Annotated in this window: 23 protein-coding genes; 10 read left to right on the forward strand and 13 right to left on the reverse strand. The window is 50.1% G+C overall.

The genetic code is table 11. The features are described from left to right. The first annotated feature begins 6 nt into the window (after positions 1–6). Positions 7–906 (forward strand): hypothetical protein, encoded by a 900-nt coding sequence (locus AAA857_RS01620; protein ID WP_338172399.1) that lies wholly within the window; start codon positions 7–9, stop codon positions 904–906. A 76-nt stretch (positions 907–982) separates the two neighbouring features. Beyond that, a complete protein-coding gene (locus AAA857_RS01625) occupies positions 983–1,234 on the forward strand; it encodes a DNA-directed RNA polymerase subunit omega (protein ID WP_338172401.1) in 252 nt (83 codons plus the stop codon). 115 nt (positions 1,235–1,349) lie between these two features. Here the strand turns inward: AAA857_RS01625 and AAA857_RS01630 are convergent, their stop codons facing one another. Continuing rightward, positions 1,350–2,441 (reverse strand): tryptophan 2,3-dioxygenase family protein, encoded by a 1,092-nt coding sequence (locus tag AAA857_RS01630; protein ID WP_338172403.1) that lies wholly within the window; start codon positions 2,439–2,441, stop codon positions 1,350–1,352. Positions 2,442–2,601: 160 nt separating this feature from the next. On the opposite strand from AAA857_RS01630, the gene AAA857_RS01635 reads away from it, so the two are divergent. Continuing rightward, positions 2,602–3,714, forward strand: coding sequence for a formate--phosphoribosylaminoimidazolecarboxamide ligase (locus tag AAA857_RS01635; protein ID WP_338172405.1), 1,113 nt, complete (start codon positions 2,602–2,604; stop codon positions 3,712–3,714). Positions 3,715–3,717: 3 nt separating this feature from the next. On the opposite strand, the gene AAA857_RS01640 is transcribed toward AAA857_RS01635, so the two are convergent. Beyond that, positions 3,718–5,511, reverse strand: a complete 1,794-nt coding sequence (locus AAA857_RS01640) for a hypothetical protein (protein ID WP_338172407.1) — start codon at positions 5,509–5,511, stop codon at positions 3,718–3,720. A 111-nt stretch (positions 5,512–5,622) separates the two neighbouring features. Here AAA857_RS01640 and AAA857_RS01645 point away from each other — a divergent pair, with 111 nt between their 5' ends. From AAA857_RS01645 to AAA857_RS01670, 6 genes are read left to right on the forward strand one after another with little or no spacing between them, the layout of a single operon-like run. Continuing rightward, positions 5,623–6,258, forward strand: a complete 636-nt coding sequence (locus tag AAA857_RS01645) for a helix-turn-helix domain-containing protein (RefSeq protein ID WP_338172409.1) — start codon at positions 5,623–5,625, stop codon at positions 6,256–6,258. A gap of 46 nt (positions 6,259–6,304) precedes the next feature. After that, the gene (locus tag AAA857_RS01650) at positions 6,305–7,102 is read left to right on the forward strand and encodes a hypothetical protein (protein ID WP_338172411.1); all 798 of its coding nucleotides are present in this window, start codon (positions 6,305–6,307) and stop codon (positions 7,100–7,102) included. Between the two features lie 9 nt (positions 7,103–7,111). Next, positions 7,112–8,146 carry a 3-dehydroquinate synthase II gene (locus tag AAA857_RS01655; protein WP_338172413.1) on the forward strand — a complete coding sequence of 345 codons (1,035 nt, stop codon included), beginning with the start codon at positions 7,112–7,114 and terminating at the stop codon, positions 8,144–8,146. Between the two features lie 3 nt (positions 8,147–8,149). Continuing rightward, on the forward strand, positions 8,150–9,043 hold the full coding sequence (locus tag AAA857_RS01660; protein WP_338172415.1) for a hypothetical protein: 894 nt from the start codon (positions 8,150–8,152) through the stop codon (positions 9,041–9,043). 42 nt (positions 9,044–9,085) lie between these two features. Beyond that, positions 9,086–10,168 (forward strand): chorismate synthase, encoded by a 1,083-nt coding sequence (aroC, locus tag AAA857_RS01665; RefSeq protein WP_338172417.1) that lies wholly within the window; start codon positions 9,086–9,088, stop codon positions 10,166–10,168. Next, positions 10,161–11,480, forward strand: a complete 1,320-nt coding sequence (locus AAA857_RS01670) for a hypothetical protein (RefSeq protein WP_338172419.1) — start codon at positions 10,161–10,163, stop codon at positions 11,478–11,480. Before aroC ends, AAA857_RS01670 begins: the two co-directional genes overlap by 8 nt. On the opposite strand, the gene AAA857_RS01675 is transcribed toward AAA857_RS01670, so the two are convergent. The 9 genes from AAA857_RS01675 to AAA857_RS01715 form a co-directional block, all read right to left on the reverse strand. Beyond that, entirely contained in the window at positions 11,481–12,398 is a 918-nt protein-coding gene (locus tag AAA857_RS01675) for a hypothetical protein (RefSeq protein ID WP_338172422.1), read from the reverse strand. Between the two features lie 12 nt (positions 12,399–12,410). Next, the gene (locus AAA857_RS01680; protein WP_338172423.1) at positions 12,411–13,724 is read right to left on the reverse strand and encodes a DUF58 domain-containing protein; all 1,314 of its coding nucleotides are present in this window, start codon (positions 13,722–13,724) and stop codon (positions 12,411–12,413) included. A gap of 32 nt (positions 13,725–13,756) precedes the next feature. After that, on the reverse strand, positions 13,757–14,881 hold the full coding sequence (locus AAA857_RS01685) for a MoxR family ATPase (protein ID WP_338172425.1): 1,125 nt from the start codon (positions 14,879–14,881) through the stop codon (positions 13,757–13,759). A gap of 17 nt (positions 14,882–14,898) precedes the next feature. Beyond that, the gene (locus AAA857_RS01690) at positions 14,899–16,530 is read right to left on the reverse strand and encodes a hypothetical protein (RefSeq protein ID WP_338172427.1); all 1,632 of its coding nucleotides are present in this window, start codon (positions 16,528–16,530) and stop codon (positions 14,899–14,901) included. A gap of 125 nt (positions 16,531–16,655) precedes the next feature. After that, complete coding sequence (locus AAA857_RS01695; protein WP_338172429.1) at positions 16,656–17,615, reverse strand: hypothetical protein; 960 nt, start codon at positions 17,613–17,615, stop codon at positions 16,656–16,658. Between the two features lie 4 nt (positions 17,616–17,619). Further along, positions 17,620–18,597 (reverse strand): FAD binding domain-containing protein, encoded by a 978-nt coding sequence (locus AAA857_RS01700; RefSeq protein WP_338172431.1) that lies wholly within the window; start codon positions 18,595–18,597, stop codon positions 17,620–17,622. Continuing rightward, entirely contained in the window at positions 18,597–21,398 is a 2,802-nt protein-coding gene (locus AAA857_RS01705; RefSeq protein ID WP_338172433.1) for a xanthine dehydrogenase family protein molybdopterin-binding subunit, read from the reverse strand. The genes AAA857_RS01700 and AAA857_RS01705 overlap by 1 nt, the downstream gene beginning before the upstream one ends. A gap of 5 nt (positions 21,399–21,403) precedes the next feature. Beyond that, complete coding sequence (locus tag AAA857_RS01710) at positions 21,404–22,006, reverse strand: (2Fe-2S)-binding protein (RefSeq protein WP_338172435.1); 603 nt, start codon at positions 22,004–22,006, stop codon at positions 21,404–21,406. 73 nt (positions 22,007–22,079) lie between these two features. Beyond that, positions 22,080–23,165, reverse strand: a complete 1,086-nt coding sequence (locus tag AAA857_RS01715; protein ID WP_338172437.1) for a thrombospondin type 3 repeat-containing protein — start codon at positions 23,163–23,165, stop codon at positions 22,080–22,082. 88 nt (positions 23,166–23,253) lie between these two features. On the opposite strand from AAA857_RS01715, the gene AAA857_RS01720 reads away from it, so the two are divergent. Next, the gene (locus AAA857_RS01720; protein ID WP_338172439.1) at positions 23,254–23,781 is read left to right on the forward strand and encodes a hypothetical protein; all 528 of its coding nucleotides are present in this window, start codon (positions 23,254–23,256) and stop codon (positions 23,779–23,781) included. Between the two features lie 5 nt (positions 23,782–23,786). Here AAA857_RS01720 and AAA857_RS01725 read toward each other — a convergent pair whose 3' ends face one another. Then, on the reverse strand, positions 23,787–24,686 hold the full coding sequence (locus AAA857_RS01725; RefSeq protein ID WP_338172441.1) for a S8 family serine peptidase: 900 nt from the start codon (positions 24,684–24,686) through the stop codon (positions 23,787–23,789). Beyond that, a complete protein-coding gene (locus AAA857_RS01730; protein WP_338172443.1) occupies positions 24,622–25,767 on the reverse strand; it encodes a S8 family serine peptidase in 1,146 nt (381 codons plus the stop codon). Before AAA857_RS01730 ends, AAA857_RS01725 begins: the two co-directional genes overlap by 65 nt. Positions 25,768–25,837: the final 70 nt, after the last annotated feature.

The raw sequence follows: 25,837 nt of genomic DNA on the forward strand, positions 1-25,837 counted from the left end.
CCATGCATGCGTTGGCGGTTTTCTCTCCCATTTCTGCTTGCGACCCTGATGATTTTACCTGTGACTCCAGCCCATGGATTTCAGGATGAAACTGATGTGGACCTGCCTGGTGCTCTCCTTGACATCCGGGTATTTTCCGCTGATTGTTTGACCAACTCCTCATGTGACCTTCATCAACCCGCACACCTTCTGGAATACTTCAGTGCAGACTGGTGCGAACCGTGTGAACAAGTTTCGCAGCAAGTGAATGCCCTCAATGAAACTGAGGCTCTCATCATCCAACATCACCCATCCAATCAAGACCTGACCTTCTTATCTGAATCAAAACTACGATTCGACCAAGAATATCGCTTGTTGCTCTATCCCTCTCTAGTCGTCAACGGGAAACATTTGCTGACAGGAACGCGTCAAGCCATGGACCTCAACTCCACATTGGAGAATTCCACAATGAATTGGTCGGGTTTGGAATCGATGACAGTTGGAAATGGGACCATTGATTGGAATGCCTCAGCGGGAGATGTACTCCGCATATGGTATATCGAACCAACCCCACACACATCGGAAAACCGAATTCACCCTCATCTTGCTCGGGAGTCATGGGAACTTAATTCGTCCACATTATCGTATAATTTAAGCCAATTTGAAACCACAAGAAACGGTTCATTCGCCGTAATGCTTGAACGGCCTGGAGTTCGGAATTTGACCGTATCTTCCGACGCTCCAACGGGCCGTGTGGAAATCGATGGTGCAATCACCGATGTTGGTTCGGAGGGCCAACGTTGGAATCCTGCATGGTTGGCTGTAGCCGCTGCAGCTGGGCTCGCCATCATGCTTCTCCCTGCCCTCTTTATGCACCGCCGCTTGATGAATAAGTCACCTCTTAAACAGTTTTTTGAGAGCGAATGAACGTCCAACGGCAGAGGTAGGTTCAAGAAGAGTCGGCCTGTCGGCGGTTTGCGACTTTGCTCGCAGGTGTACAAAAATGGTCAAGCCCGCACGACTCCACACACGATTTGAACGAGCTAGAATTATTGGTGCAAGAGCCCTTCAAATTGGAATGGGCGCTCCACTTTACGCTACTGAAGAAGTCCTTCGCCAAGAATTCAAAGACGAACTGATTTCCCTTTACGGGCTCGAAGAAGCATCTGCTCGTTTCGTTCTCGACCCGCTCAAGATTGCTCTTTACGAATACGAGAATCATTTGATTCCTATCGACATTGACCCCCACGAGTGATTTCAATCACATCCTCTGGACCCCGTTCAAAGGTCGATTGACAAACAAACGGTTACCTCTGTCATGACGTTTGAGGCAAGATCAGTGCCTTTTGCTGCTTTGCAACAAGCAGGGCTCAAGAGGATGAGAATCCGTAAAATTCTGCATGCTCTAAACTTGGAAGTGCGTCGCGTTTGACGAGCATGGTCCTGACAGCCCAGAGGTCAACAAAGATACGATATTTGGTCGTAGCGTCCAGGTAATCTACACCGCTTGAACCACCAGTCCCCATCCTTCGCCCAATCATTCGCTCTACCATTCGTGCGTGGTGGGTTCTAAAGAGAAGCATGGATTCTTCAAGTTCTACGAAACTGTCAATGAGTTTACGAGGCCACGATAGCAAAGGTAGGTCCCGATAAGATTCAATAAACAACAAACCTGCTCGAGAACGAATGACACCCTCTTCTCCGATGAGGAAAGAGCGAGCGCCATGAACTCCAGCCTCAATCCTAGGGCGGATCGTTGCTTCATCACCGTGTCCGATCGAGATCATGTGCTTGATGACCGATTCTCCATGTTCCGACATGGAGTCAAGATGCTTGTTTACATAATCAAGAACCACGTCAGTATCGTCATTTCCATCCGGAGAGGAGCCATGTATTGGCGTTCTTCCGAGCCAGGACATCAAAGCATCATTGAGCGAAGGAAGAGAATGCGTGTTGTGGAAATCTGCGAGGGCAGAAGGTGATACTTTACCTTCTCCAGCAAGTTTTTCCATGTGAGCAAGAGGGTCCATGCCGCCCATTCGTTGCTCGTTTTCAAGTCCGAGCAGCACTTCCATTTCCCTCATCTGCCATGATTCAAATCCTGAAGAAGTACCAAGGCGGTCCCTGAATGCGAGGAAGTCTTGAGGAGTGAGTGTTTCCATGACTTTCCACTGGTTTGCAAGCAATCTGAATATTTCTGAAACTCTTTCAAGATGATGGACGATAACGGGCACTGTAGCCTCTTGGACACGCTCTGATGTCATGAGGTCTCTTGCTTCCTTCAACTCTCGCAAAATCTGTTTGAACCACAGCTCAAAGGTTTGATGGACGACGATAAAATGGAGTTCATCGTTTGATGGTGCAGGAGTATATCCTTCCGGACCGGATTGGAGGTCGAGAAGAGAATCGAGTTGCAAGTATCCTCCATAAGTCATGCGAACCGCAGGTACGTCTTGTCCCATGCTTCCTTGGAGCCCAATCCACCACATGAACCCTTCACCTCGGATGCATGCTCAGCAGAATCCATCACAAGGTCCCGGAGACGGGATATGTTGTTCCAAGATTTACAGATAGACAAAAAACCAGCATAACACTCATAGAGCGAATACGAAACCCCTCGGCATGGGCGTAGATTACGAGACTGTTCAAAGTTGGCTCGCAGGCTATGATTCCAGCCAGATTACCATCGGCGTGGTCGCCTCACACTCATCCCTTCAAATCCTGCACGGAGCCCGCCAAGAAGGGTTTCGAACACTTGGAATCGCTGTTGGTGAAAACCGTCGGCGATTTTACAAAGCCTTCCCAGGGGCTGAACCCGACGAATGGCTCATGCTCGATGACTACCGAGAAATGCTTGACCACGCAGAGTGGTTTCGCTCAAAGAATGTCATCATCATACCTCATGGTTCTCTCGTTGAATACCTTGGTGCGACGAATTTTAGAAACCTTGAAGTCCCAACATTTGGAAACCGTAACATCCTGCACTGGGAAAGCAGCAGAGCGCTCCAACGCGAGTGGCTTGAAAAAGGCGGATGTACCATGCCCAAGGTCATTGAAGACCCTCACAACATCGCCGGCCCGGTCATTGTCAAGTATGCTGGGGCAAAGGGAGGTCGTGGATATTTTATCGCCCGCGACTACCGAGATTTCAGAAGGAACGTCGATATTGAAGAAGAATTCACCATCCAAGAATACGTGCTGGGGTGCAGATATTACCTCCATTTCTTCTTTGACCCCACGGCAACCGACGGCTATCAAGTCCAAGGCCGTGGCCAACATGCAGGCAAGAACCTTGGTCGGCTTGAATTGCTCTCAATGGACCGAAGAGACGAAAGCAATGTTGATGAATTTTACAAACTTGGAAGCTTGCGAGATTTGAGAGAAATGGACCTTGAACCATCTTTTGTCGTAACTGGAAACCAACCCGTTGTCATTCGTGAGTCGTTGTTACCACGGGCTTTTGAAATGGCTGAAGGCACTGTTGCAGCATCGTTCAATCTTGAAGAAGGATCACGAGGTATGCTCGGGCCATTTTGTCTTGAGACGATCGTTACTGACCAACTCGAATTCAAGGTCTTTGAAATCAGCGCTCGTATTGTCGCCGGCTCAAATCCCTTTGTAGGTGGTTCGCCTTATTCAGACATCAATGAGCGGTTCATGTCCACAGGGCGTCGCATTGCTCGTTCGATTCGTAACGGAATCGATTCAGAAACACTGGACGATATTATTTCTTGAGGATTAATCCTCAGAATCATCATCGCCCATGAGCAAATCAAGGTCTGGAGCACCAGGTAGTTCTTGGGAGGATGAACCATCCTTGGACTCTCCTTCAACGGCAGTCGAACCTTTTTCTTCAGCCTCTTCAGGGAGTTTCTCCTCGTCGTGAGGGGCCTTGTCGGCAGTTGAGCCTCCTTTTGCATCCTGTATTTGCTTCTCAAGATCACGGCGGCGTTCTTCTCGCTCTTCGGGAGATGGAAGGACAAATTCAGTAACCATCATGATTGGGTCGCCGGTAGAAAGTTCTCCGCTGAACTCAAGCAAGTCGTTGCCCGCATTGACAATGAGTTGGAATTTCGTTGGGTCCTTGCTACGGCGCTTGTTGTGCTTCTTGTAATAGTGGACATAGACTTGGTACTTGCCTGCAGGAGCGCTCCCTTCTTGCCAGAACACGTTCTCAACGGGTTTGCGAGTTTCTGCACGGACGTTAGCATCCACATCCAGTTCACCGCCACAGTCCGAATTCTTGTTTCCACCGTGGATACGCTCACCAGAAGGACAAACGACGTGCAGATCCAAATCGTTGTAATTGTTCCACATTAACGAAACTTGAACATCGGATGATTGAGCACCCTCACGTTCCAAACGTGCTTGCAATTCAGACATGGCTCGCTGTGCTGCTTCACGGGATTCCAACATTTCTTGCTCTTTCGCCGCTTCAATTTCTTCTAAGCGTTGAGATTCAGCAGCAGCGATTTCAGCTTGTCGCTCCTCTTCTTGTTCGGAAATTTCAGTTGGAATTTCTCCACCTGCAGCAAGAAGTTCTTGTTCAAGTTCCCTTCGACGTTCTGCACGTTCTTCGAGAGAAGGGAGCACAAATTCAGCTACAAGCATGATCGGGTCGCCCATTGACAAGTCTCCATTGAATTCCATAAGGTCGCTGCCCGCATTGACAATGAGTTGGAATTTCGTTGGGTCCTTGCTACGGCGCTTGTTGTGCTTCTTGTAATAGTGGACATAGACTTGGTACTTGCCTGCAGGAGCGCTCCCTTCTTGCCAGAACACGTTCTCAACGGGTTTGCGAGTTTCTGCACGGACGTTAGCATCCACATCCAGTTCACCGCCACAGTCCGAATTCTTGTTTCCACCGTGGATACGCTCACCAGAAGGACAAACGACGTGCAGATCCAAATCGTTGTAATTGTTCCACATTAACGAAACTTGAACATCGGATGATTGAGCACCCTCACGTTCCAAACGTGCTTGCAATTCAGACATGGCTCGCTGTGCTGCTTCACGGGATTCCAGCGCCTCTTGTTCACGGGCAGCTTCTATCTCTTCCAAGCGGTCAGATTCTGCGCTAGCAAGTTCCAGTTGCCGTGCTGATTCGCGCTCAGCTGCAAGGCGATCTTCTTCTGCGGCCCTTTGTGCTGCTTTTTGCTCCATTTCTAATTCACGACGCTGGCGTTCGTCTTCCTCATCATCTTCGCGCTTTGCATCTTCGAGTTCGCGACGGCGACGAGCTTCTTCTTCTGCGATTAGCTCCTCTTCACGACGTTTTGCAAACCGCTCTTCTGCCGAACCGAGGTCCGAATGATTTTGACGGCGCAGAATATCTTGTACTGCGGCCAACTTGCGGTCTAAATTTTTCTTGGCTTTACCAAATCCCATGCCCGAATGTTGCTTCATAAGTCCTTCTGCACTCATGCCGCTTTGGACATTGACCTGCGCTTCCCTTCGCATTACAATGAAGAAGAGGCCCATCACAAAAGCCCCGCCCAACGCAAATGTAAGGAGGTAATCGGTCGGCTGCATACCTTACTCCATGTGCAGTCACCACTTGAAACATACGATGTTCAAGAATGAGTATAATTTGCCAGAAATATTGCATGAAGACATAAGAAGGCAAGACCCTACCGTTATGATATGCGAGAGGTATCGTTAAGTTGGTCTAAAACGACTCTTGCTACAACTGAATTTAGAGAACTTGGCGAAATTGTGTCAAATCTGAAAGTTATGGGCCATTTGGCCGTTGAACCTTCGGGTGTCAAACAAATAGTACTCCCCATATATCAAGAAGGAAAGACCGTCAAAGACCTTGACGGCCTTGGTTTTATTTCTGTAGAGCAAAAATTGAACGAACGGGAAAGCGACGCTGTCGTGATTTGGAACAGGCATCCTTTGGTTTGCCTTGCATCCAACACCGAGAACATTCACATTCTACCTCCATACGAATTTGATGATGGTGCAATCACCGTTAACATTCGCGGCCTCCCGGAATCGATTTCAACATTTGTCAAGTTGTGCAAGGTAGTGTTGGAGCCAGATGAAGTGCGAGTTCATAACGTGCGGAGCAACACTGATGAAATTACAGCCATTCTCACCCCGAGACAAAACGATTGTTTCGCACTTGCTTCAAAACACGGCTATTACAAAGAGCCAAAACTGGTCACCATTCAGGGATTAGCTGAGTACATGGACATCGCCCGCTCGACCTACCAAGAACATCTGCAAGGTGCCGAACAAGCCATTTTGCAGTGGTTTAGCGACCAGGTTGAATGAACTCCCACATACAAACCTTTGATGATGAGGGGCGCTTCGACACACCATGGACAAGGCAACGCGACTTGACGCCCTCCTGCCTGGTGGCCGAGGTGTTTGGATTCCAATCGACCACGGCGCCTCCGATTATCCAACAGAGGGCTTACAAGACCTCGAGGCCACCATCATCTCACTGGTAAAAGCAGGCGTCAATGCCATTGTAGCCCAAAAAGGAGTGGTGAGCAAATACGCTCACCTGTGCGAAGGAACGATGACTTCAATGGTTGTGCACTATTCAGTATCAACACGCCACGGTGGCCCAGATAGCGATAACAAAGTCATCGTTGGCCACGCCGACGAAACCATCGGCAGAGGTGGCCTGGCCGTTTCAAGCCAAGTCAATTTAGGTAGCCACCACGAAGCGGCTATGATTGAACGAATGGGAGAACTCAATCGTCAGGCGCATCATGAACAGTTGCCATCTTTTGGAATGATCTATGCTCGTGGAGAGCATCTTAATGTGATGGAAAACGACCCGACGGGCGGACAAGCACATGGTGTAAGACTCGCTTTTGAGATGGGGTGCGATGCTGCAAAATCGGTTTGGACCGGTGATCAAGAAAGCTTTTCTGTGGTTTCTTCCGCAGCACCAATTCCGGTTCTCGTCGCAGGAGGGCCCTCAACCGGTAATGCTCGGGCGATTATCACCATGGTCCATGAAGCCATGGATGCTGGTGCATCAGGGGTTTGCATGGGACGTCAAGTGTTCGCACATCCACAACGAGAAGACTTAGCGCGAGCACTCATGATGATCGTGCATGAAAATGCTGATGTTGAGCATGCATTGAGTTCAAACGGCTTGTGAGATGAGTTCATGGAAATCTGGGTTGATGTGCGCAACGGTGAACTTCCCGTCATAGCGGAAGGAATCGACCGATTGTGGGTTGAAAAACCCACGAAAGATAACGAATTTTCAGTTGATGGAGCCTTGATACATGGCCCGTCCTCTGTCCTGGGCGGATACTTTGTTGTTGCCGATGAAACATCACAAAACCGATCGAAGGCGGCCATTGGAAGTGCTGACTGGTTGCTCATTGAATGCGAAACGTGGTCGATGATTCCACTTGAGAACCTCATTGCTGCACGCCAAGGCTCGGCGACCAAAATCGCAGCAATAATTACAACACCGCAGCAGGCTCAAGGAGCCGGCTTTGCGCTAGAACAAGGCGTAGACGCTTTACTGGTCGCAAACTCACAGGAACTGATTGAAGCCGCCCTGGTCACGAAATCACAACGACTTGAAGTGGAATCCAATGCCGTTCACCACGAACGAAGGAAGCCAGAACCTATGGAATTGGAATTCTTTTCCATACAGAGTGTTGAAGATGGGGGTATTGGTGACCGCTATTGCCTTGATTTCACATCATTACTTCATGTTGGAGAGGGCGTCCTTGTTGGTTCAAGTTCATCTCAAATGCTCCTGATTCACAGCGAAACAATCCCTTCTTCATTTGTCCCAACCCGTCCTTTCCGAGTCAATGCTGGAGCGCCACATTCGTACATATTGATGGCTGACGGGAATACGAAATACATGAGCGAATTGAGCAGTGGAGACGAGGTTTTGATTCTAAGCGAAACCGGTGGAAGTCGGTCGGCAACATTGGGCCGAATCAAAATTGAACAACGGCCGATGCTGAAAATTAACTTCCATCGGATGAATCATAACATGCAAAAGCCTAATGAAGGCCATGTATTTATGCAACAAGCAGAAACTGTTCGCTTGGTCGGCCAAAACAAAACTCGCCACTCTGTAACTGAGTTACCACGACATACCATCGTCATCGGTTGGCTTGGGAGAAAGGGGCGTCACGTTGGCACCGCAATAGAGAGCAGTGTCGAGGAGAGATAAAAAATGGGAGTTTTGGGGAAGGGAACGGCACATGGTGCTTGTAGTCTTCTCCATGCTGCCGCTCTTGGTTACGGAGCAAGTATCGCTTTGGACCTCCCGATGACCGTTCGCTTGCTGGATAAAAAAAGCAAGCGTGATGTTCACGACCATGACAATCTCTTCGCCTCAATACTCCAAGTTTGGATGGATGCGGGCCTTGCACTTCCCAAAGGCTTCACGAGTGAACAATTGCATTGGGGAGTCAATTCAAAGATCCCACCACAGCAAGGATTGAAGTCATCTTCAGCACTTTGCGTTGCAGCTTTCCGTGCTCTGGGAGAGGCAACCGAAATAGAGGTCAGCGATGAATTGGCTGTCGAACTCTCCGGCCATGCTCAGATCGCCGCAGGTGTTTCGATGACCGGCTCGCTTGACGACGCTTGGGCATGCGCCACAAAAGGCTGGAAACTCATCGACCCCCAGGCTGAGGTTCAATCCGGAATATTGTTGGAAGGAAGTGGTCCAAATCCATCTGATTGGACCATTATCCTCGTCTTGAGAGGTGCAAGAAAACACCGTCCAACTTTCGAAGACTTCGTCCCCCATACAGCTGCATTTCAACAGGCCCTCTCAGCACTCCAAAACAACCAAGAGTTGGTCGCATTAACTTGGAATGGGCGTGGAATGGTTGCTGTTCTTGGCGATACTGAAGGCCGTAAAATGACCAATGATTCCTTTGTCAACAGCGCCCGGGCTGCTGGAGTGACCGGTTCAGGGCCTGCACTTGTCATCGTCGTCCCAAGCCAACAAAAACCAACAATTGAACGAATAAAATCATGGTACGGCATCCGCTACAAGGATGCTGAAATCATCGAGACCGCGTTTTTATCCTCTCAAAACGATGGGCCTGAAGAGTGAACACCTTCTTGAAGGCCCCACGGCTGGGAACATTGACCCATCATGCAAATGTCTCTTGGTGAACAGTTGCGGTTGACCCTTTATGGGTCAAGTCACGGCCCTCATGTAGGTGCAGTGCTCCATGGCTTACCAAAGGGGATTGTTCTTGATGAGGATGCCCTCAAAACCGCCATGAACATGCGCAAACCTGGTGGCCCATACAGCAGTCAACGCAAAGAAACGGATGAGGTCATGTGGTTATCGGGGCTGGAGAACGGAATCAGTACCGGAGAAACCGTTGAGTGTAGAATCAAAAACAGCGATGTTCGTTCAAAGGACTATGGATTCCTCCCCGACCATCCTCGACCAGGTCACCAAGACATGGTCATGATGCTGAAAACTGAAGGAAAGGCTGACCTACGAGGCGGAGGGACCTCAAGCGCACGGATGACCGCCCCTCTTGTTGCGATAGCGGCTCTGCTTCGCCCTTGGATGGCCGAAAAAGGAGTTGCTTTCCGCGCACATGTTGGAGCCATAGGAAGCGTTGAAGCACGCCATCTTGATGAGTGTCCCCCCACGTTGGAAAGTGAAGCCAGCCAACACATGCGTTGCTACGACCCCGTTGCCGCACAAGCCATGACAGAACTCATCAGTTCATATCGGAAACAAAGGGATTCCATCGGATCACGCGTTGATTTGGTAGTGGACGGGCTCCCATTGGGTGTCGGCGAGCCATGGTTTGATGGACTTGAACCGGCGCTTGCCCGAGCGATGTTATCAATTCCAGCTGCACGCGGAGTTGAATTTGGTCATGGATTTGGCGTTCAAACCATGACCGGAAGTGAGCATAACAGTGCGTGGGGTGGAACATCAGACGCACCCGTCATGGAAGGGGAACGGCCGGATGGAGCGTTGGCCGGTCTGTCGACAGGCTCTCCAGTCCAAGTCAGTGTGGCCTTCAAACCTCCGTCAAGCATCCCCCAAAGTCAAATGACGCTCAATATGAAAACAAATCAGCAGGAATCCTTGACCGTAAAGGGCCGCCACGACCCAGTGCTTGCCCCTCGCGCCGTTGCTGTTGTGGAAGCCATGGCAATATTGGTAGTCTCAGATTTGATGATTCGAGGAGGGTTTTTGAATGTTTGAACCCCCAGAGATTCACAAGTTCGGAGGCTCATGTCTCCGCGATGCAAGCGATATTAATCGAATCGCTGAAGTCATGCTGAACTCAACGAACCCCTGTATTATCGTTGTCTCTGCTCTATGGGGGACAACCGACCGACTGATGCGAGCAGCAAAAGAACCACGGTATGCTGGACGCTTGGTCAACGATCTAGCGAGTCAACACTTGCGTTTTGCACCGAACCTCATCAACTCCCCCTTACACGATACCTTTCAATTGGTTCTCAAGGGGATTGAGGATGCGCTCGAAATTCTCGCCACGGACCGTGATGATTCCGGTGCTTACAATCGACTGCTTGCTGCTGGGGAACGACTCTCTGCACTTGTTGTCGCCTTTGCCTTAAGCGAGCACGGAATCGATGCACACCCAGTAGGAGCGGAAGACATTGGTCTTTGTTTGGATGGGACAACAACAGCCCAAACCGTGGACATGAAACAATCAACAGAACTTCTTCAACGCTCGGCACTCCATGGTACACCCGTGGTCACTGGGTGGTTTGGCCAAGGGAAGGATGGCAACATCGCCTTGCTTGGCCGGGGTGGTAGCGACCACACGGCTACAGCCCTGGCTGCGTTGCTCGATGCGCAACGTGTTGTGTTATGGAAGGACGTCCTCGGAATCTACCCTGTCAACCCTCGTTGGGGTGTTCATTCCTCCCCAATTCCTTACTTGGGATACGCAGAAGCCATAGAATTCTCACACATTGACGCCCCAATCATTCATCCAGCCACAGTTGAACCCGTTTATACACTTGGAATTCCAATAGAAATTCGTCACCTCTACAGTTACGAGAAGACTGGAATGAAAACCGTCATTGGACCTGACATTCATGAATTGAGTGCTCCTAAAGGAGTCGCATGTATACCAAAGGTGGCCTGCATTGTTGTCGAAACCAAATACATGCATCGGTCAACTTCAGCGCTTAGCGATGTGTTACAGGAATTCCATGCAGCCAACATTCGGATCTGTTCATTCGAGTCAAATAACGCTCAATGGAGGTTCATCATCCCGCAACACGAAGTCAATCGGAGCATTGGGTTGCTCAATCAACGATTTGACGAAGTTTCATTCAACTACTATGCAGCAATGATTTCGTTAATTGGGAATACCGGGAACCACAAATTGACCATTCCCTCTCTCGACAATGGATGGGTGAGCGAGCAGCTGAATTCAAGCCAACATTCTACTCATCTGCTCACGCAACGCAGTGACATCTCCAATTTGCTTGAGGAATTGATCACTCAATTGTCAATCGGTGAGCGTAACGACAATTGATTACTCTGCCTTGCTTTCACGGTAGCGTTGAAGGTGAGTTGGAAGATTCAGACCAAAGAGACCACCAACTACAATGAACACGAAGAGTGTTCCAAGGGCAACGCCGTAAACAGATGTGAGTTCAACCGATTCTTCCATTCGTAATGCCGTATCCGATGAGAAGATACGTACGATTGCGGGTAGAATCATGTTAGCAGAGAGAACAAACCAAGCGAGCAAGGTTGCAATAATTGGATTCATGATCAAAGAACGGTGGTACTTTGATACGATTTTCTTTGGGTTCATCACGTACACTTCGTTGGTGCGAATACTCGTATCGAGCATTGAATAACGAATGACACCGTTGCTCAACTCAAAGTACATGATAAGGAGGACAGAGTAAACTACGACCAGGATTGCAAGCGCCCCGGGATTGTCCTGGAAGCCGAAGAGATCGTTCGACAAAGATGTTTTCGAGGAGGCAAAACGGAGAATTGCAAGAATAAAGAGAACGTTGCTGGCGAGAGAAAAACGTGCATCACGCTTGTATGTGCCCATAAAACCTGAAACGGTTGCGCCAACGATAACCGATAACTGGAACAAGTTGGCTACACCCAGGCTGCCGGTAATGATGTACCAGATGGTGCCTTCAGGCGGTGAAATCATGAACGTCAAGAGCGCCAATGCCACCAATACACCGTAAACAGCAAATTGTAGGTTTTGGACCATCTTGTCTGGAGGTAGGAACTTCATCTTGGGGACCAACGGCCCTCCAAGTAGGCTTTCGATAAACGATGGAATCTCAACGGTTGGGATTGCATCTTTTGGAATCTCTCCAGTCGCAGATGCATTGCCTGCGAGTTTCTTTCGTGAAGGAGCTGACGAGCGAACCGTCTTTCCATCGTAGAGATGTGCAGTATCACCGGATTTCATTGCCATTCATTTCCCTCCTCAGAATCCTCGTGCCCCAGCAAGAGCGGTTGAGAGCAGCATATCAGGCTCCCAATCCATGATGTTCACGCCAAGACCTCGCAACTCCCCAATCAGGACGTCGCGCTCGGTCTTCATGACTTCGTAACCGGTTCGGTCAATCCGTCGAGCATCGAATTCAAACTCAAGCGATGATGGCGAAAGAACGGTGACATCAAAGTCTCGTGCACGGAAATCACGCAGTGCATTGACAATGGTTGGGTCATCTTCAAGATTGGAAAGGAAGATGATCGGGCTACCCTTGTTGATGTGCGGTAGAATACGGTTGACAACAACCTGGAGTGGAATGTTACCACGGGCAACTGCACCTGCAAGTTTGGTGAGAATGACGTACAATTGCTTCTTGCCGGTATCTCGGTCAACGCTGACGACTTCATCACCGTAAACAATAACCCCAACGGAGTCACGACGTCCTAGGAAGTATTTTGCAAGTGACGCAGCGGCTCGTGTAGAGTAAACCAATGCATTTCTTGATACGGGTCCTGTTTCTGAAACTGCTCTTGAGTCAACGATGATGATAATGTCGGAAACGGCGTCTCGCTCACGCTCATTGACCATGAGTTTACCCGAGCGGGCATAAGCAGACCAGTTGATCGCACGGAACGAATCTCCCTCAAAGTACTCGCGGAGGGAGTAGAACTCCGAACCCGGGCCCGGTTGACGAATGTTGACAGCACCGGTGAAAATCTTGGGTACACGAGACTTGACGAATGTTTCTTTCAGGTCTTCCATCTTAGGGAACACAAGGAAGTCGTTGTAGACATGCAACTCCTTTTCCTTATGGAACAATCCGAAAGCGTCCTGGATACGGACCGTGACCGGACCGAGACTGTAGAATCCTCGCAAAGGACACTCTACCGTATATTCGATGTATGTTTCACGGCGAGGGCCAAGTTCCATCAAAATGTAATTGGCGCCTTCTTTGATTCTCATGACTTCAGGGACACGGTCTCGTACTTCCAAAATCTTAGGCAGTGAAGATGTATTTTGCATACGCAATGTTACGCTCAATTCGCCGTCCTCAAACATCCGGGCACTGGAAAGTTTCCTCATGGCAACAACGCTACCAAGAGCAACTCCCTCTTCACCCGACCATTCTTCGGCTCTTCGGCCGCTGGATGCGACATCTGCATGATTCCCCACGAGTGCAGCCCATGTTAGGAAGACAAAGATGACAACAGCGACGGTAACAAGTTGAGAGTTACGAAGCGTAAGGCCAAGCAAATACATAGCGACAGCTAGGCTGCCGAGCATGGCTGACTTACGACTCCACATCTTCAATTCACCTCAATGATTTCGTTCAGAAATCAGACCGTTGGAACGGGGACTTCTCGTAGAATAGCTTGAATCACTTCACCGGATTCCAAGCCCTTGATTTGGTGTTCAGGCTTGAGGATAATACGGTGGGCAAGTGCAAGTTCTGAAATCGCCTTAACATCGTCGGGTGTGACGAAATCACGACCTCGAAGTGCTGCAGCAGCACGGGAGGTCTTCAACAATGCTTGGGAACCACGAGGCGATGCGCCTACGAGGACACGAGGGTCTTCACGGGTTCGGGACACGATTTCAACCATGTACATGCGCAGAGCAGGATCGACGTAAACGTCTTCACAAGCTTGTTGCATAGCGATAACTCGTTGAGGGTCGGTAATGACGTCAACATCAACGGCGTCCTTTCCACGGCTGATACGTCGGGCGAGGATTTCGTCTTCGTCTGCTCGGTCAGGATATCCAACGGACATCTTGAACATGAAACGGTCAAGTTGTGCTTCAGGAAGGGGGTATGTACCTTCTTGTTCAACAGGGTTTTGAGTAGCCATAACAATGAACGGTGCTGGCAACTTGTGAGTCACTGTACCGATGGTAACTTGCTTCTCTTGCATAGCCTCAAGCAAAGCAGCTTGAGTCTTTGGAGGTGCACGGTTAATCTCGTCAGCGAGGAGGAGATTGCAGAACAGTGGACCTGGCTTGAACGTAAACTCGCCCTTCTTGGCGTCGTAAATGTTGGTACCAGTGATGTCGGCAGGAAGCAAATCCGGCGTGAATTGAACACGCTTAAAGTCGCAACCGAGCGCATCGGCGAACGTGTTGGTCATCAACGTCTTAGCCAAACCTGGATAATCTTCGAAGAGAAGGTTTCCGTTTGACAGAATGTTGACCAATACGTTGTCGATAACGTGGGCCTTACCGATAATGACCTTTTGGACTTCGGCTGAAATCGCTGTTGCGATTGCACCGACGGCCTTGAGGCGTTCTCGGACTTCTGGTGTACTCTGGTGCTTCGGCTGGGCCGGAGCGGCCGGTGCTGCAGGTGCAACAGGTGCGGCTGGTGCAGCAGGTGCCATTGGCATTGGTGCTGCTGGGGCCGCAGGTGCTACAGGCGCTGCAGGTGCTGGCGCGGGCGGGGCTGCTGGGGGGGCTGGGGGTTGCATGTCTATTCCTCCTTGTTTCAATTACCCCAACGTCGGATGTGAGGGATCAATTCCCTCAATTCTTCGTTGGAGTATGAGCGGTTTGAACTTACAAGTTCAACCAAGCGGGGTTCCCGCACCATTTGCATTACTTCGGCGGGAGACTTGCGGGCGAATTCGTCGCGCGTCAGGTCGTTGAATTGACGAACCTTGGAGAGCAAAGCATCCCTGGTTCGTCGGTGGTATTGTGAAGGGTCCAACTTTGTTGGCCGCTCCCTGAATCGAGTCAAGTCAAAGACGTGACGCCAGTTCTCTTTCTCCGGGACGACCATGATGGCGATCGCCAGGAGTGCGAAAAGGTTGAGGATAATGAGCCACTTGAGAACGCCATCGCTCGTGAGCAAGACAATCGCCCCAATGGCTTCCGTGAACGGCATGGAAAGAGTGCTGGAAACGTGGCGGCTCTCATCAAAGACGATGTTGAACTGGGCAGGATAACGAGTAACTTGGGTTGAAATTTGTTCGTTATCGAACTCCATCATATCGTTAATCAGTGCCGTGAAGAACATGGAATTGCCGCTCCATGAGGTATCGCCCAGACCCGAATTCAATCCTGCTGAATCTGTTTCCCAGCACATGTGACCGAATTGCTGGTAAAGTTGCGAATCGCATTGTTGCTTTCCGGTTGCAGCAGCGCGGTCTTCATCCCAAAGGTGGTTTGCGAGAACGGAATGGTCCGATACAAAGACGATGCTTCCTGTCACACTCACCTCGCCGTAGTCATTGTTTGGTTGTTGGTCAAGAACCTCTTGACCGGGATAGTCAATACGAATGATGAGTCCAGTTTCACCTTCTCCGAGGGTCGGATTGTTTTCGCCCTTACCCAGATCAATTTGGGCTGAGGTAGAGGCTTGGGCGAGCACATGAATTTCTCGATTTGTATCAAGTTGCTCATCCAATACTTGGATGGCCGTTGGGCGATGGAACAAAACCGGCATTCGGCAATTCTCTACTTCTTTGTCCCGGACATTGTCGTGTGAGCATGGAATTGCCTTCTCATCGCCCATGGTATCAATACCACGAGTTACCGATGAAACAGCCCACAGTTTCTTTGTGTCTGGGCTCACACGTTCATCGTTATCGTTGGTAACCTCATAATAGCGCCCAGTTGTTGGATCGTCTCGGACTGGAGCGTCAAAGTATTTCACTCCGAATTCTTCGGCAACCAGTTGTGCGTTGGTTGAGTTCGAGGCGAGGATGACCTTACCACCGCGTTCGGTGACGAAGTCATAAATTGCAGCAGACTCAGCTGCGTCAAAAGGCTTCTCCGGTGCTGCGATAACGAGGAGCGTTCGGTGAGGCTCTTGCCAGTCGTTGACAAGCATGGGAGTGGACATGGTATTTGCGATGTTGAATTCGGTCAAGTTGGCCCTCATCAGCGTGAGTTGTTGGTCCGAAAATTCATCATCGTTCTGATATGGGGAAAAAACGGTGGTCTTACCAGCGGAAACCAAGGCGATAACAACCGTGGAGAGGAGAACAGAAACAATCAATCCTACCATGAGCCATGCTTCAAGGCTCAAACCGGATTTTTCTGCTTCTGCGATGTTAATCTCTCCTAGTGACTGACGCGCAACGCCAGATATACATCTGTCGGAACTTCGCTCCACTCATAATGATTGCTCAAGGGTGTTCAAGGAAAAACCAACAAACTCTAGAAAAATAAGTCCTCAATATTTTTGAAAAAATGCTCTAAGGCTTGAAATATTACATTTTTTGAAGCCAAAGAGGCGATTCAAAGAAATTCACGTTGACTTCGTAGGGAAAACCACGATGTAAGAAGTAACACGAAGAAAATTTCAATCAAGGACAACGCCGGCATTGATTCCGAACCTGTGGATGTCTTGTCGTCATTTGCCGTATCATCACTGGAATCGCCAGAATTATCCGTAGATTGCGGAGCTTCAACATTGACGTTCATGGTCGATGAGCGGGTTGTTCCATCACCCTCAGACAGAATGGAGATTGAGACCTCACAAGTCCGCTCCTGATGGCTGCTGGTTGCCTCAAGGCGCAACGTGAAGGATACAACTCCCGTGCCGTTTTCATCGGTCACGGCAACGACGGTCCCTTCCAAGGAGTCAAGGCCGGTCACAGAAAGGTGCGGGCAACTTCTAATGGTGGCTTCGCCGGATGTGATGGCGTCTTGATTGTTGCCGAGATTGCTCACTTCAAGGGTAAAATCAACCCAAGAACCCGAGAACAGCGTATCGGTTGGAAGTTGTACTTCTGGAAGAAGTTGATACATGCGTGGCGTACTGATGTCGCCCTCGATCTCATTGTCCCGAACGGGCGTCTCTCCAACGGTTTCTTGGGCGAGAACGGTGAGTTTAATCGAGGAAGAAGGCGAGAAAGCCCGTACGGTTTCTGCATCTGCGCCGGAAATTGAAATTGAAAACGACTTGTTTGAAGAGCCACCAACGGAAACCGAATCTGGCCCATCAAAATCAAAGGGTCCATCCTCATCGTAATCGTACGTCATATCAATGTTCAATTCCCCTGTTTGCTCGTTGTTAATGTAGAAGACAAGTTCTCCTGTGAGGTCCCAATCATCTTCCAAATCCACAAGATAGGTTGAATCCATATCGGTATCCCACCCCAATTCCCACGAGGGGGGATTGAATTCCTGGGCCGAGGAAAGCGGCAGTGTCAAGGACAGAACAAATGCCAGAAGGACCAGGTACGTGTTCCGCATGGCTTCAGTCCTCCTTCATGATGCCCTTTAAGGCCCGTTTCGTAAGGGTTTTGACCATTGAGCGGCGGTATCGAGGAGGCAGGGCGGTGTTGTTAACAGGCTTCACCGATTTTTGGATACTGGTGGCCATTGTTTTCACATCGATAAGACCATCGTTTTCTTCAAGATGTTGCGAAATTTGTTCTGAATGTTCTTTGGGAATTGACTCGAGCGCAGTGCTTGCGATTTGAAGCGTGTCGGCCTTGCCTGGAATCCATGAAGCAGCAATACCGGCCTCTGGGAAATCCCATGATTCCCTCACACGTAGTTTTTGATAACAGCCTTCTCGCTTGGAGGCGTCCTTTGGAAGCATCACTTTGAGTAAAAACTCTCCTTCTTCAAGGACGTTTTTCTTCATCCCATCCAGTTGGTAAAAAGAAGCAACATCAACCGTTCGCTCACCGTTAGGACCGACGATCAGAACCGAGGCGTTGAGGACCATGAAATTAGGAGCAAGGTCGCCTTGATAGGTCGCTACGCACAACGTGTTCTGATTCGGTATAACTCTGCAATCTGCTCCGGTGCCGCAATCTGCTTTATGACACCAATCGATTGAACGGCGCCAATCCTCGGACTGGTTGTACCAGAAACATCGGGTGTCAAGGCAAAGGTTTCCACCAACTGTTGCACTTTTTCTAATCAATGACGAGGCAACTTTTGCAGCAGCTTGTCGCAGCAGTGGGTGGGCATGCTCTGAAGCCACCAAGGTGTCCAGAGAGACCATGCATCCAATTTCGGACGGAGAGAGTGCAAACGCATCCTGGATGCTCGCGAGGGAAATCACGTGGGGCTTCGGATTAATGCGCCATTTGTAATTGGGCAAGACGTCCGTCCCTCCAGCGACCCAATCGAAGGCGTGCCCTTGTTCCATCAGAGCGGCCGCAAGGGCGCAGGCTTCCTCCACGGTTTCGGGGTGATGAAGTTCAAACGGAGGCATCAACATCAAGCATCATCCTCCATGTGTCGTTGCTCTTTTTTGAGCCAAGCACGACCGGCAAATCCGAGTTCAGCAAGTTGTTCAGGAAGCGGTTCATCTGCCTCCCTCCATCCTTCAACTTGTTCACTGAGAGGGCGGTTTGGGTCAAAACCAAACAAAACTCCGTTCACGTAGGCAGAAGTGTCCTCACTGCGTTGACGCAGACGGTCACGGACTTCGTGTTCTTTTGCACGTTCTATGAGTTGCTCCTGCAAGGGGCCGTGGGTGAGCGTGGGGGGTATGAGGTCCAACGGGTCATCGATGTCGTGCTTTTTCAGATGCTTCTCAATCCCTTTGTAGACAACATCGGGAGTGAGTGGAAGGTCTCGCATCCGGATACCTGTTGCATCGTATACTGCATTAACAACCGCTGGCAGAATCGGTAGAAGAGGTCCTTCGCCGGCTTCCTTTGCACCAAACGGCCCCTCGGGGTCGCTGGATTCAACGATAATGGGTTCTACATGAGGCATTTCATGGACCGAAGGAATCTTGTAATCCAACAAATTTGCATTTTGAAGGTGTCCAGTTCGTCCGTAAACCATCTTCTCAGAGAGAACTTGGCCCAATCCCATATGGCAGGAACCAATAATTTGTCCTCGTACGGCAAGCGGATTCAATGCTTTTCCACAATCATGAGCGGCCCAAACATTGGTGCAAGAAACCTTACCGGTTTCAACGTCAACGTCAACTTCTGCAACGTAGGCTGAAAACGAATAGGCTGGAGCCAGCCCCGCTGCTGCTCCTTTGTGAACGCCACCCATTGGCGGTGAACGGTACGCCCCTCGAGCGATGAGTGCGCCTGTATCCTCCTGTGCCTTGTGCAAGGCTTGCAAATACGACACGCCGACTGCAGGGTCGTGTTTGTAGTAGATTCTTCGGTCATTGAGAACCAATACATTGGGGTGGTATCCGAGCATTTCCCATGCTGCCTTGAGCAATTGGTCACGAATGCCGATAGCAGCACGAATGGCTGCGTTCGCATTCATGAAGGTGACGCGACTGGAGTATGAACCCAAATCAACCGGACTCGTATCGCTTTCGTGGCTTCGCACGTGGATCATTTCCACAGGAAGTGCGAGAACTTCGGCCACAACTTGGGCGATTGCTGTTGTTGATCCCTGACCGATATCGGCTGCACCGGTGTGAACGGTAACGCCTCCATCCATATCGACTTGAATGTGGACGGTAGCATGAGGGAAATTCTTTGGGTCCCAATGGATGGGGAGTCCCGAACCAGAGATGAAGAAACCGCAACCAATTCCGATTCCCTTACCGAGCGGAAGCTGTCGGAATTTATTGTCCCAATCCGAACCTTCTCTGACGCGTGTTAGTGCTTCTCGCATACCGTTTGAGGTGATGCGGAATCCACTGATGGTCCGACTGTGCGGAGGAAGCAGGTTGGCTAACCTGAGGTCGATGGGGTCAACAGCCATTTGCTCAGCCATTTCATCCAGTCCAACTTCTACAGCGCAGCGGGTGTTCACGGCTCCGTGGCCCCGCATTGCTCCAGATGCTGGTTTGTTGGTCCAAACGCGAGCACCTGTGTAATGGAAGGAGCCCAATTCGTACGGAGCAGTCGCAAGCACGCCGTTGTAGTAAGAGGTGACGTGGCCGAAGGAAGCAAAGCCACCGCCGTCAATAAGAGCGTCAATGTCAAAGCCGGAAATTCGTCCTTCCGTGTCAGCCGTCATTTTCACATCGATATGAGACGGATGGCGGCCTCTGTTAATCCAATAGACCTCTTCACGGTCAAAGGTAATTCGAATTGGAACGCCCGCCTTACGAGCCAGGATCGCAGCGCACATTTCGTGAGGGAAAGGATCGGACTTCCCTCCAAAACCGCCGCCGACAAAGGTTCTCACGACGTTGATTTGATGCATGGGGACATCGAGAACCGTTGAAAGGGCTCGATGAGTGTAGTGGGGGACTTGCTGGGGAGTGTACAGTTGCAAACGACCGTTTGGGTCCCAATGAGCCACAACAGCGTGAGGTTCAGTAAATCCATGATGGACACCGGCCATGGTCCATGAGCCGTGCGAGGCAGCATGAGGGGATTTGACCAACGAACGGTCACCGAATTCTTGGAACACTCTTTTCTGAACGTTGGTTCGTGCGAGGTGATACTTGCCCCGCCAGTGAATCGGTTCATCGTGGTCCTCTAGACCTTTCTTTGGGTCAAACACCGGTTCGAGAAGTTCCCATTCAATGTCAAATAAAGAAAGGGCCTCAATGGCGGTAGCTTCGTCAACAGCAGCCACACAGGCCACCAAATCACCGACGTGGCGAACCTTGTCAACCGCCATAGCATGCTCGTCTTTTGTGACGGGGAGGACGCCAAATCGGTTTGGAGCATCTTCTCCGGTAGCAACAGCAAGAACGCCGGGGAGGGCTTCAACTCGAGTGGTGTCAATGGACTTGATTCTCGCATAGTGGTGAGGCGAACGTAGAATTTTTCCAATGGCCTCACCTTGAAGGCGAACATCGTCACCGTACCATGCCTGACCGGTGACCTTTGCATTCGAGTCAACCAGCGCCATGGGCTTTCCAACGGCAGTACCGGTCCGGTCCCGGTCGTGTATGTGATCGCCTGCTGGTTTTGGCTCGCGTCCGCCAACAGTCTCGGGAATGAAGTCCAAGTCGCGTGGACGCATCTCGGGGTCGGAGCCACCGGAGCCGGGAGGTGGGAAAACCTGCTTTCCTGCGACGCGCTTGCCATCTTTTCGCTGGCTACCTTTGCCAGAGCCAGGTTGTTGACGATAGCTTCCCATAACAATCACTTCGCGTGCCCTGGAGGCATCGTTGGGTCTTCGGGCCCTGATGGATGTGGGTCCGGGTGAGGGTCACTGGCTGGAGAGGGCGCTTCTCCTTCGCCACGATGGAGAACCGCTGCCGCCTCGATGGAATCAATAATTTGTTGGTATCCGGTACATCGGCATAGGTTTCCTTCAATCGCTTCGGCGATTTCATCCCGAGACGGGTTGTCATTAACATTCAGCAATGCTTGAGAAGCAATCATGAAACCTGGCGTGCAAAATCCACACTGAGAGCCTCCATGTGTTGCAAAGCAGGTCTGAATTGGAGTGAGGTGTGCGCCTTCTGATAGGCCTTCGACGGTCAGGATTTCACTGTTTTTTACTTGGCCAGCAAGTGTTAAACAAGACAATTTTGGAACGCCGTCAATCATGACAGTACAGCATCCACAGGTGCCAAGATCGCATCCACGTTTCACACCCAAGGTGCCGACTTTATCTCTCAAAACATCAAGCAGTACTGCGTTCGAGGGTGCAAGAACTTCGACCGGCCGTCCGTTAACAACACCCGACCAACGTTCGCTGGTTGCAGGAGGGGTCATTGTGATGTGTTCTTTGCCAACCATGCTCGTCCCTGTCCATCCGTTGGCGTCCCACTCTTTGATAATTCGGGGCGGTATGTTTCAAAAAACCCTTTGCTTACTCTTCTTGAAGCCATTTTGAATTCGCCGTAGGGTTTCTACAATCGGACTCCGCTTCTTCCAAAGCATTTCGAAGCACTAAACCGTGGTAAACCTTGATTCTCCTTTCTTTCACGAAATTATTCACAACTTTTTCTATTACATTCAATTCCTCGATGGTCATGGCCTCTTCAATACGATTCAAGCAACGCATAAACTCGTTTCGACGAGAAAAGTAAACTCCAAAATAAACTGGAATCAACAGCAGCGGGATGACCAGTTCCTCAAACACTATTTCCATGACGCCGGAAACAGAGAACTCCATGCTGTCGGCGTGATATTCGAGACTGAACGATTCACCAGTCAAACCTCCCGCATAGAAAATGCCGGTATTGAGGCCAAAGTAAAGTGTGAAGGGCGTTTCATCCTCATCGTAAATATCTGAACCTCGGTCAAGCTCTACATCGTCAGGCCAACCATCGTTGTCGTTGTCATGGTCCAAGACATCGGGAATGGTGTCTTGATCGGAGTCCAAGGGTGTAGATTGCGCATTGTACGGGTCGTAAAGAATGGTGCCCGACGAGGCTGACCGTTCCATTTCATTGCGTATGCCATCGCCATCGGCATCATCATCGTACACGTCTGGCATGAAATCTCCATCAAGGTCTGAACATCCCTTCAAGCGAATACGACTCTTCCCGTAGATGTAAGGGCAATTGTCGGACAGCGGGTGCATGCTTTGGTCTGCATATCCATCGCCGTCGCCGTCAGACCAAATAACAGGGTCCTCAGGCCAAACATCAACCTCATCCCCAACCCCATCTCCGTCCATATCAGGGTCTGCCTCGTCACCGATGCCGTCACCGTCAAGGTCACGGTGTTCGCTTTCATTGTCGGGAAAAGCATCAGCCCCCATTGAAGCGTTCCATGAAGCATCGGGGTCAGACCATCCGTCTCCGTCTGTATCCAAGCAGCCCACTCGGTCCATGGTTGAGTCTCCTTCGGTTCCGCAAACAGGAGTTGAATCTTGTGCTCCAACGCCTGTTGGAAGGAGCAATAAAAACAAAGAGAAAATGCACACATACGTCGTGCCCCACTGTTTCATGAAGAGCGCTAAACGACCGCCCATATGGCTTTATTGCATCCAACAGCACCGGAAAGGTTTCTATAAGGAGCAGTGGCCAATACCATCTATGAAACAATTTGCCTTCATGATGCTCATGCTCTTATTCAGTAGTTCTCTTGCAGGTTGTACCTCCGAAGAAACAGAGGAATCGCAATCCTTCCCCGTATTCTCTTCTGTTGCGGATAACAATGAGATCTACGACAACACAAGAATGGAAGGTAGCGCCTACATTGTCGTGTTTTCTGCTGAATGGTGCAACAGCCCATGCTTCACCACCATGCACGCCATATGGTCTGCTCAAGCAGAACTTCCAGTCTTGGTCATGTCCACCGACCCTGCCGAAAATGCAACTGGCGTGACCCTCTCAGAATGGCATGAATCTGCTGATGCTCACGATGATGATGGGGAAGCAACCGGAGTCAGCCTGACAACATATGCCTTCATGAAAGGGCATGAGGCGGGAATCAGTCTCGGCATTGACAAGCCGGGATCTGTGGTCTTTGTCAACGCCGATGGTGAAGTCACCTACCTTCATGAAGGCAGAATGGACGATACCGCAGAGATCTTGAAACGATGGGAAGCCGCTTCTGCCTGAAGGCATCATTGAAGTTTAGCTTCTTCGACCAAGATCGCTTCAATGTCCTCGTCTGGAACTGCATCGGACCACTTGAACCGTTCAACTTCAATAGAATCTTCTGATTTGTTGAGAGCGAGCATGACCAGAGGGACCAATATCACACCGATAATCATTCCAGCAATACCGACCAGAACGATACTTCCGGAAAACATTCCATCGCTTTCTTCAATCGCTGCGTCTTTGCTAACATCCATGAGCATAATGTCTGCCGTAATGATTGGGGTTGAGGAGAAATTTGTTTCGCCAGTCTCCATGAGACCACGAATGGAGATGGTATGATTCCCTTGGAGTTCTACACCAGGTAGATGCTCAATTTCATGAACGATATCAATAACCTCTAACTCGAAAGCCTCTGTATGCTCGTATGAATGAATGTTCGTCCAATCGTCAAGCAAATGGTTGCTTCGCCATTGAATGGTTTCAACGCCCTCTGTAATGGTGAATTCAAGTGAATCGCCATTGGTCATGTGTACGCGATTATCAGGTCCAGAAGAAGTTTCCATAGCGAGAGTCACACTGTTATCAAAGGAATAATCCTGTTCTGCCGCTTCCATAACAGCATCAAGCGCACGAACTTCTCCGTGACCGTAGACGTTATTCTGACGGTTCTTTGGAATAAGATCTTCAGGGCAAGGTTCGTTTGCAAACATGTAAGAGCATAGACGGTAGGTTGCGGTTTCTTGCATGATGTTGCGAATGTCAAACGGTGATAAGTCCGGGTTGGCTTGGTACATCAACGCCGAAACACCAGCAGCACCGGGTGTTGCCATTGAGGTTCCCGACATGTCCGTATATTGGTCACCGGTGTTGAAGGCTACAGACATGACGTTGGAGCCAACATAAGCAATGTTTGGCTTTGACACGCCCTTCTTCGGTGGGCCCCTGGCTTGAATAAATTGCAATGGCTGAATTCTTGTCAAGAGCGCCAACGGTAATGACGTCTTCTGCAGAACCTGGCGTTCCAATTTGCCCCGAAGCGACTGTATTTCCAGCAGCGATGAAAAGCGCAATTCCCGAGCGCACCATTTCATTGGCGTACCGGTTAACACTGTCTTCTTCTGAGGAGGTCCACTCAATTGGGCCCGGGCCACCAAGACTCATTGAAGCAGCGCGGATGTTGAATTGGTAACGGTTGTCTACGGTCCATTTCATGCCTGCCATTACGGTTGCGAAGGAACCCGAACCCCCTGCATCAAGGACCTTAACGCCAACAAGGTTTGCTTGTGGAGCCATTCCGACGTGCTCGTAGTTAGGGGCGCCCGTTCCTGCAGTTGTACCCGCACAATGAGAGCCGTGTCCTTGGTCGTCGTATGGGAACACTTCTGTACCGTTGGTAAGGGTAGGGTTATTCACAGGGTCGTAAAATCCAATCACCTTCGGGTCATTGGTTGAGTTATCATCGTCGAGGTCGTCCAGACTTGCGTGGGCGCCGTCAATTCCGGTATCGATGATGGCGACGGTTACACCGGAGCCATCGTAACCAGTTTCTTCCCAAGCCATGTCAACGCCGTGCAGAACAGCTGCATCCCCGTTTTGAATGGTGAGAATGCTGTCAAGTTCAATCATGACGACTCCTGGAATGTTGAGGGTCTCGCGAATCAAATCAACGTGAACGCGGCCAGCCAGCGCATCAATGTGTGTCAATTCCCATTGGTGCACATAACCAACTTCCCGTTCCAACAATGCGATTTCGTCAGTGGATGGCGTGTGGTCAAAGTCAATGATCAACGGCAGAGTGTTGTCTTCATCAAGGAAAACAGGATTGTCTTTGTGAAATTCCACCATGTCTCCGATGGAGTTCTTGTTTTGGTCGACCGTGGTCTCAATCCACCATCCTTCTTCAACGGAAGATTCAGTTTCAATTTGGATGGGGGTGGCCAAGGCCAAAGTTGGAAGCAGCATCAACGTTAGACAAAATGCGCTCAGAAGTTTTTTGATTAGCATAGGCTCAACACTTAATTCCAAGCAGGTGGTCTTTTTGAACCCATTGGGAACATGTGGCACGACCTCAACG

Origin of the sequence: Candidatus Poseidonia alphae (assembly GCF_943787815.1) — an archaeon.
GTDB lineage: Archaea > Thermoplasmatota > Poseidoniia > Poseidoniales > Poseidoniaceae > Poseidonia > Poseidonia alphae.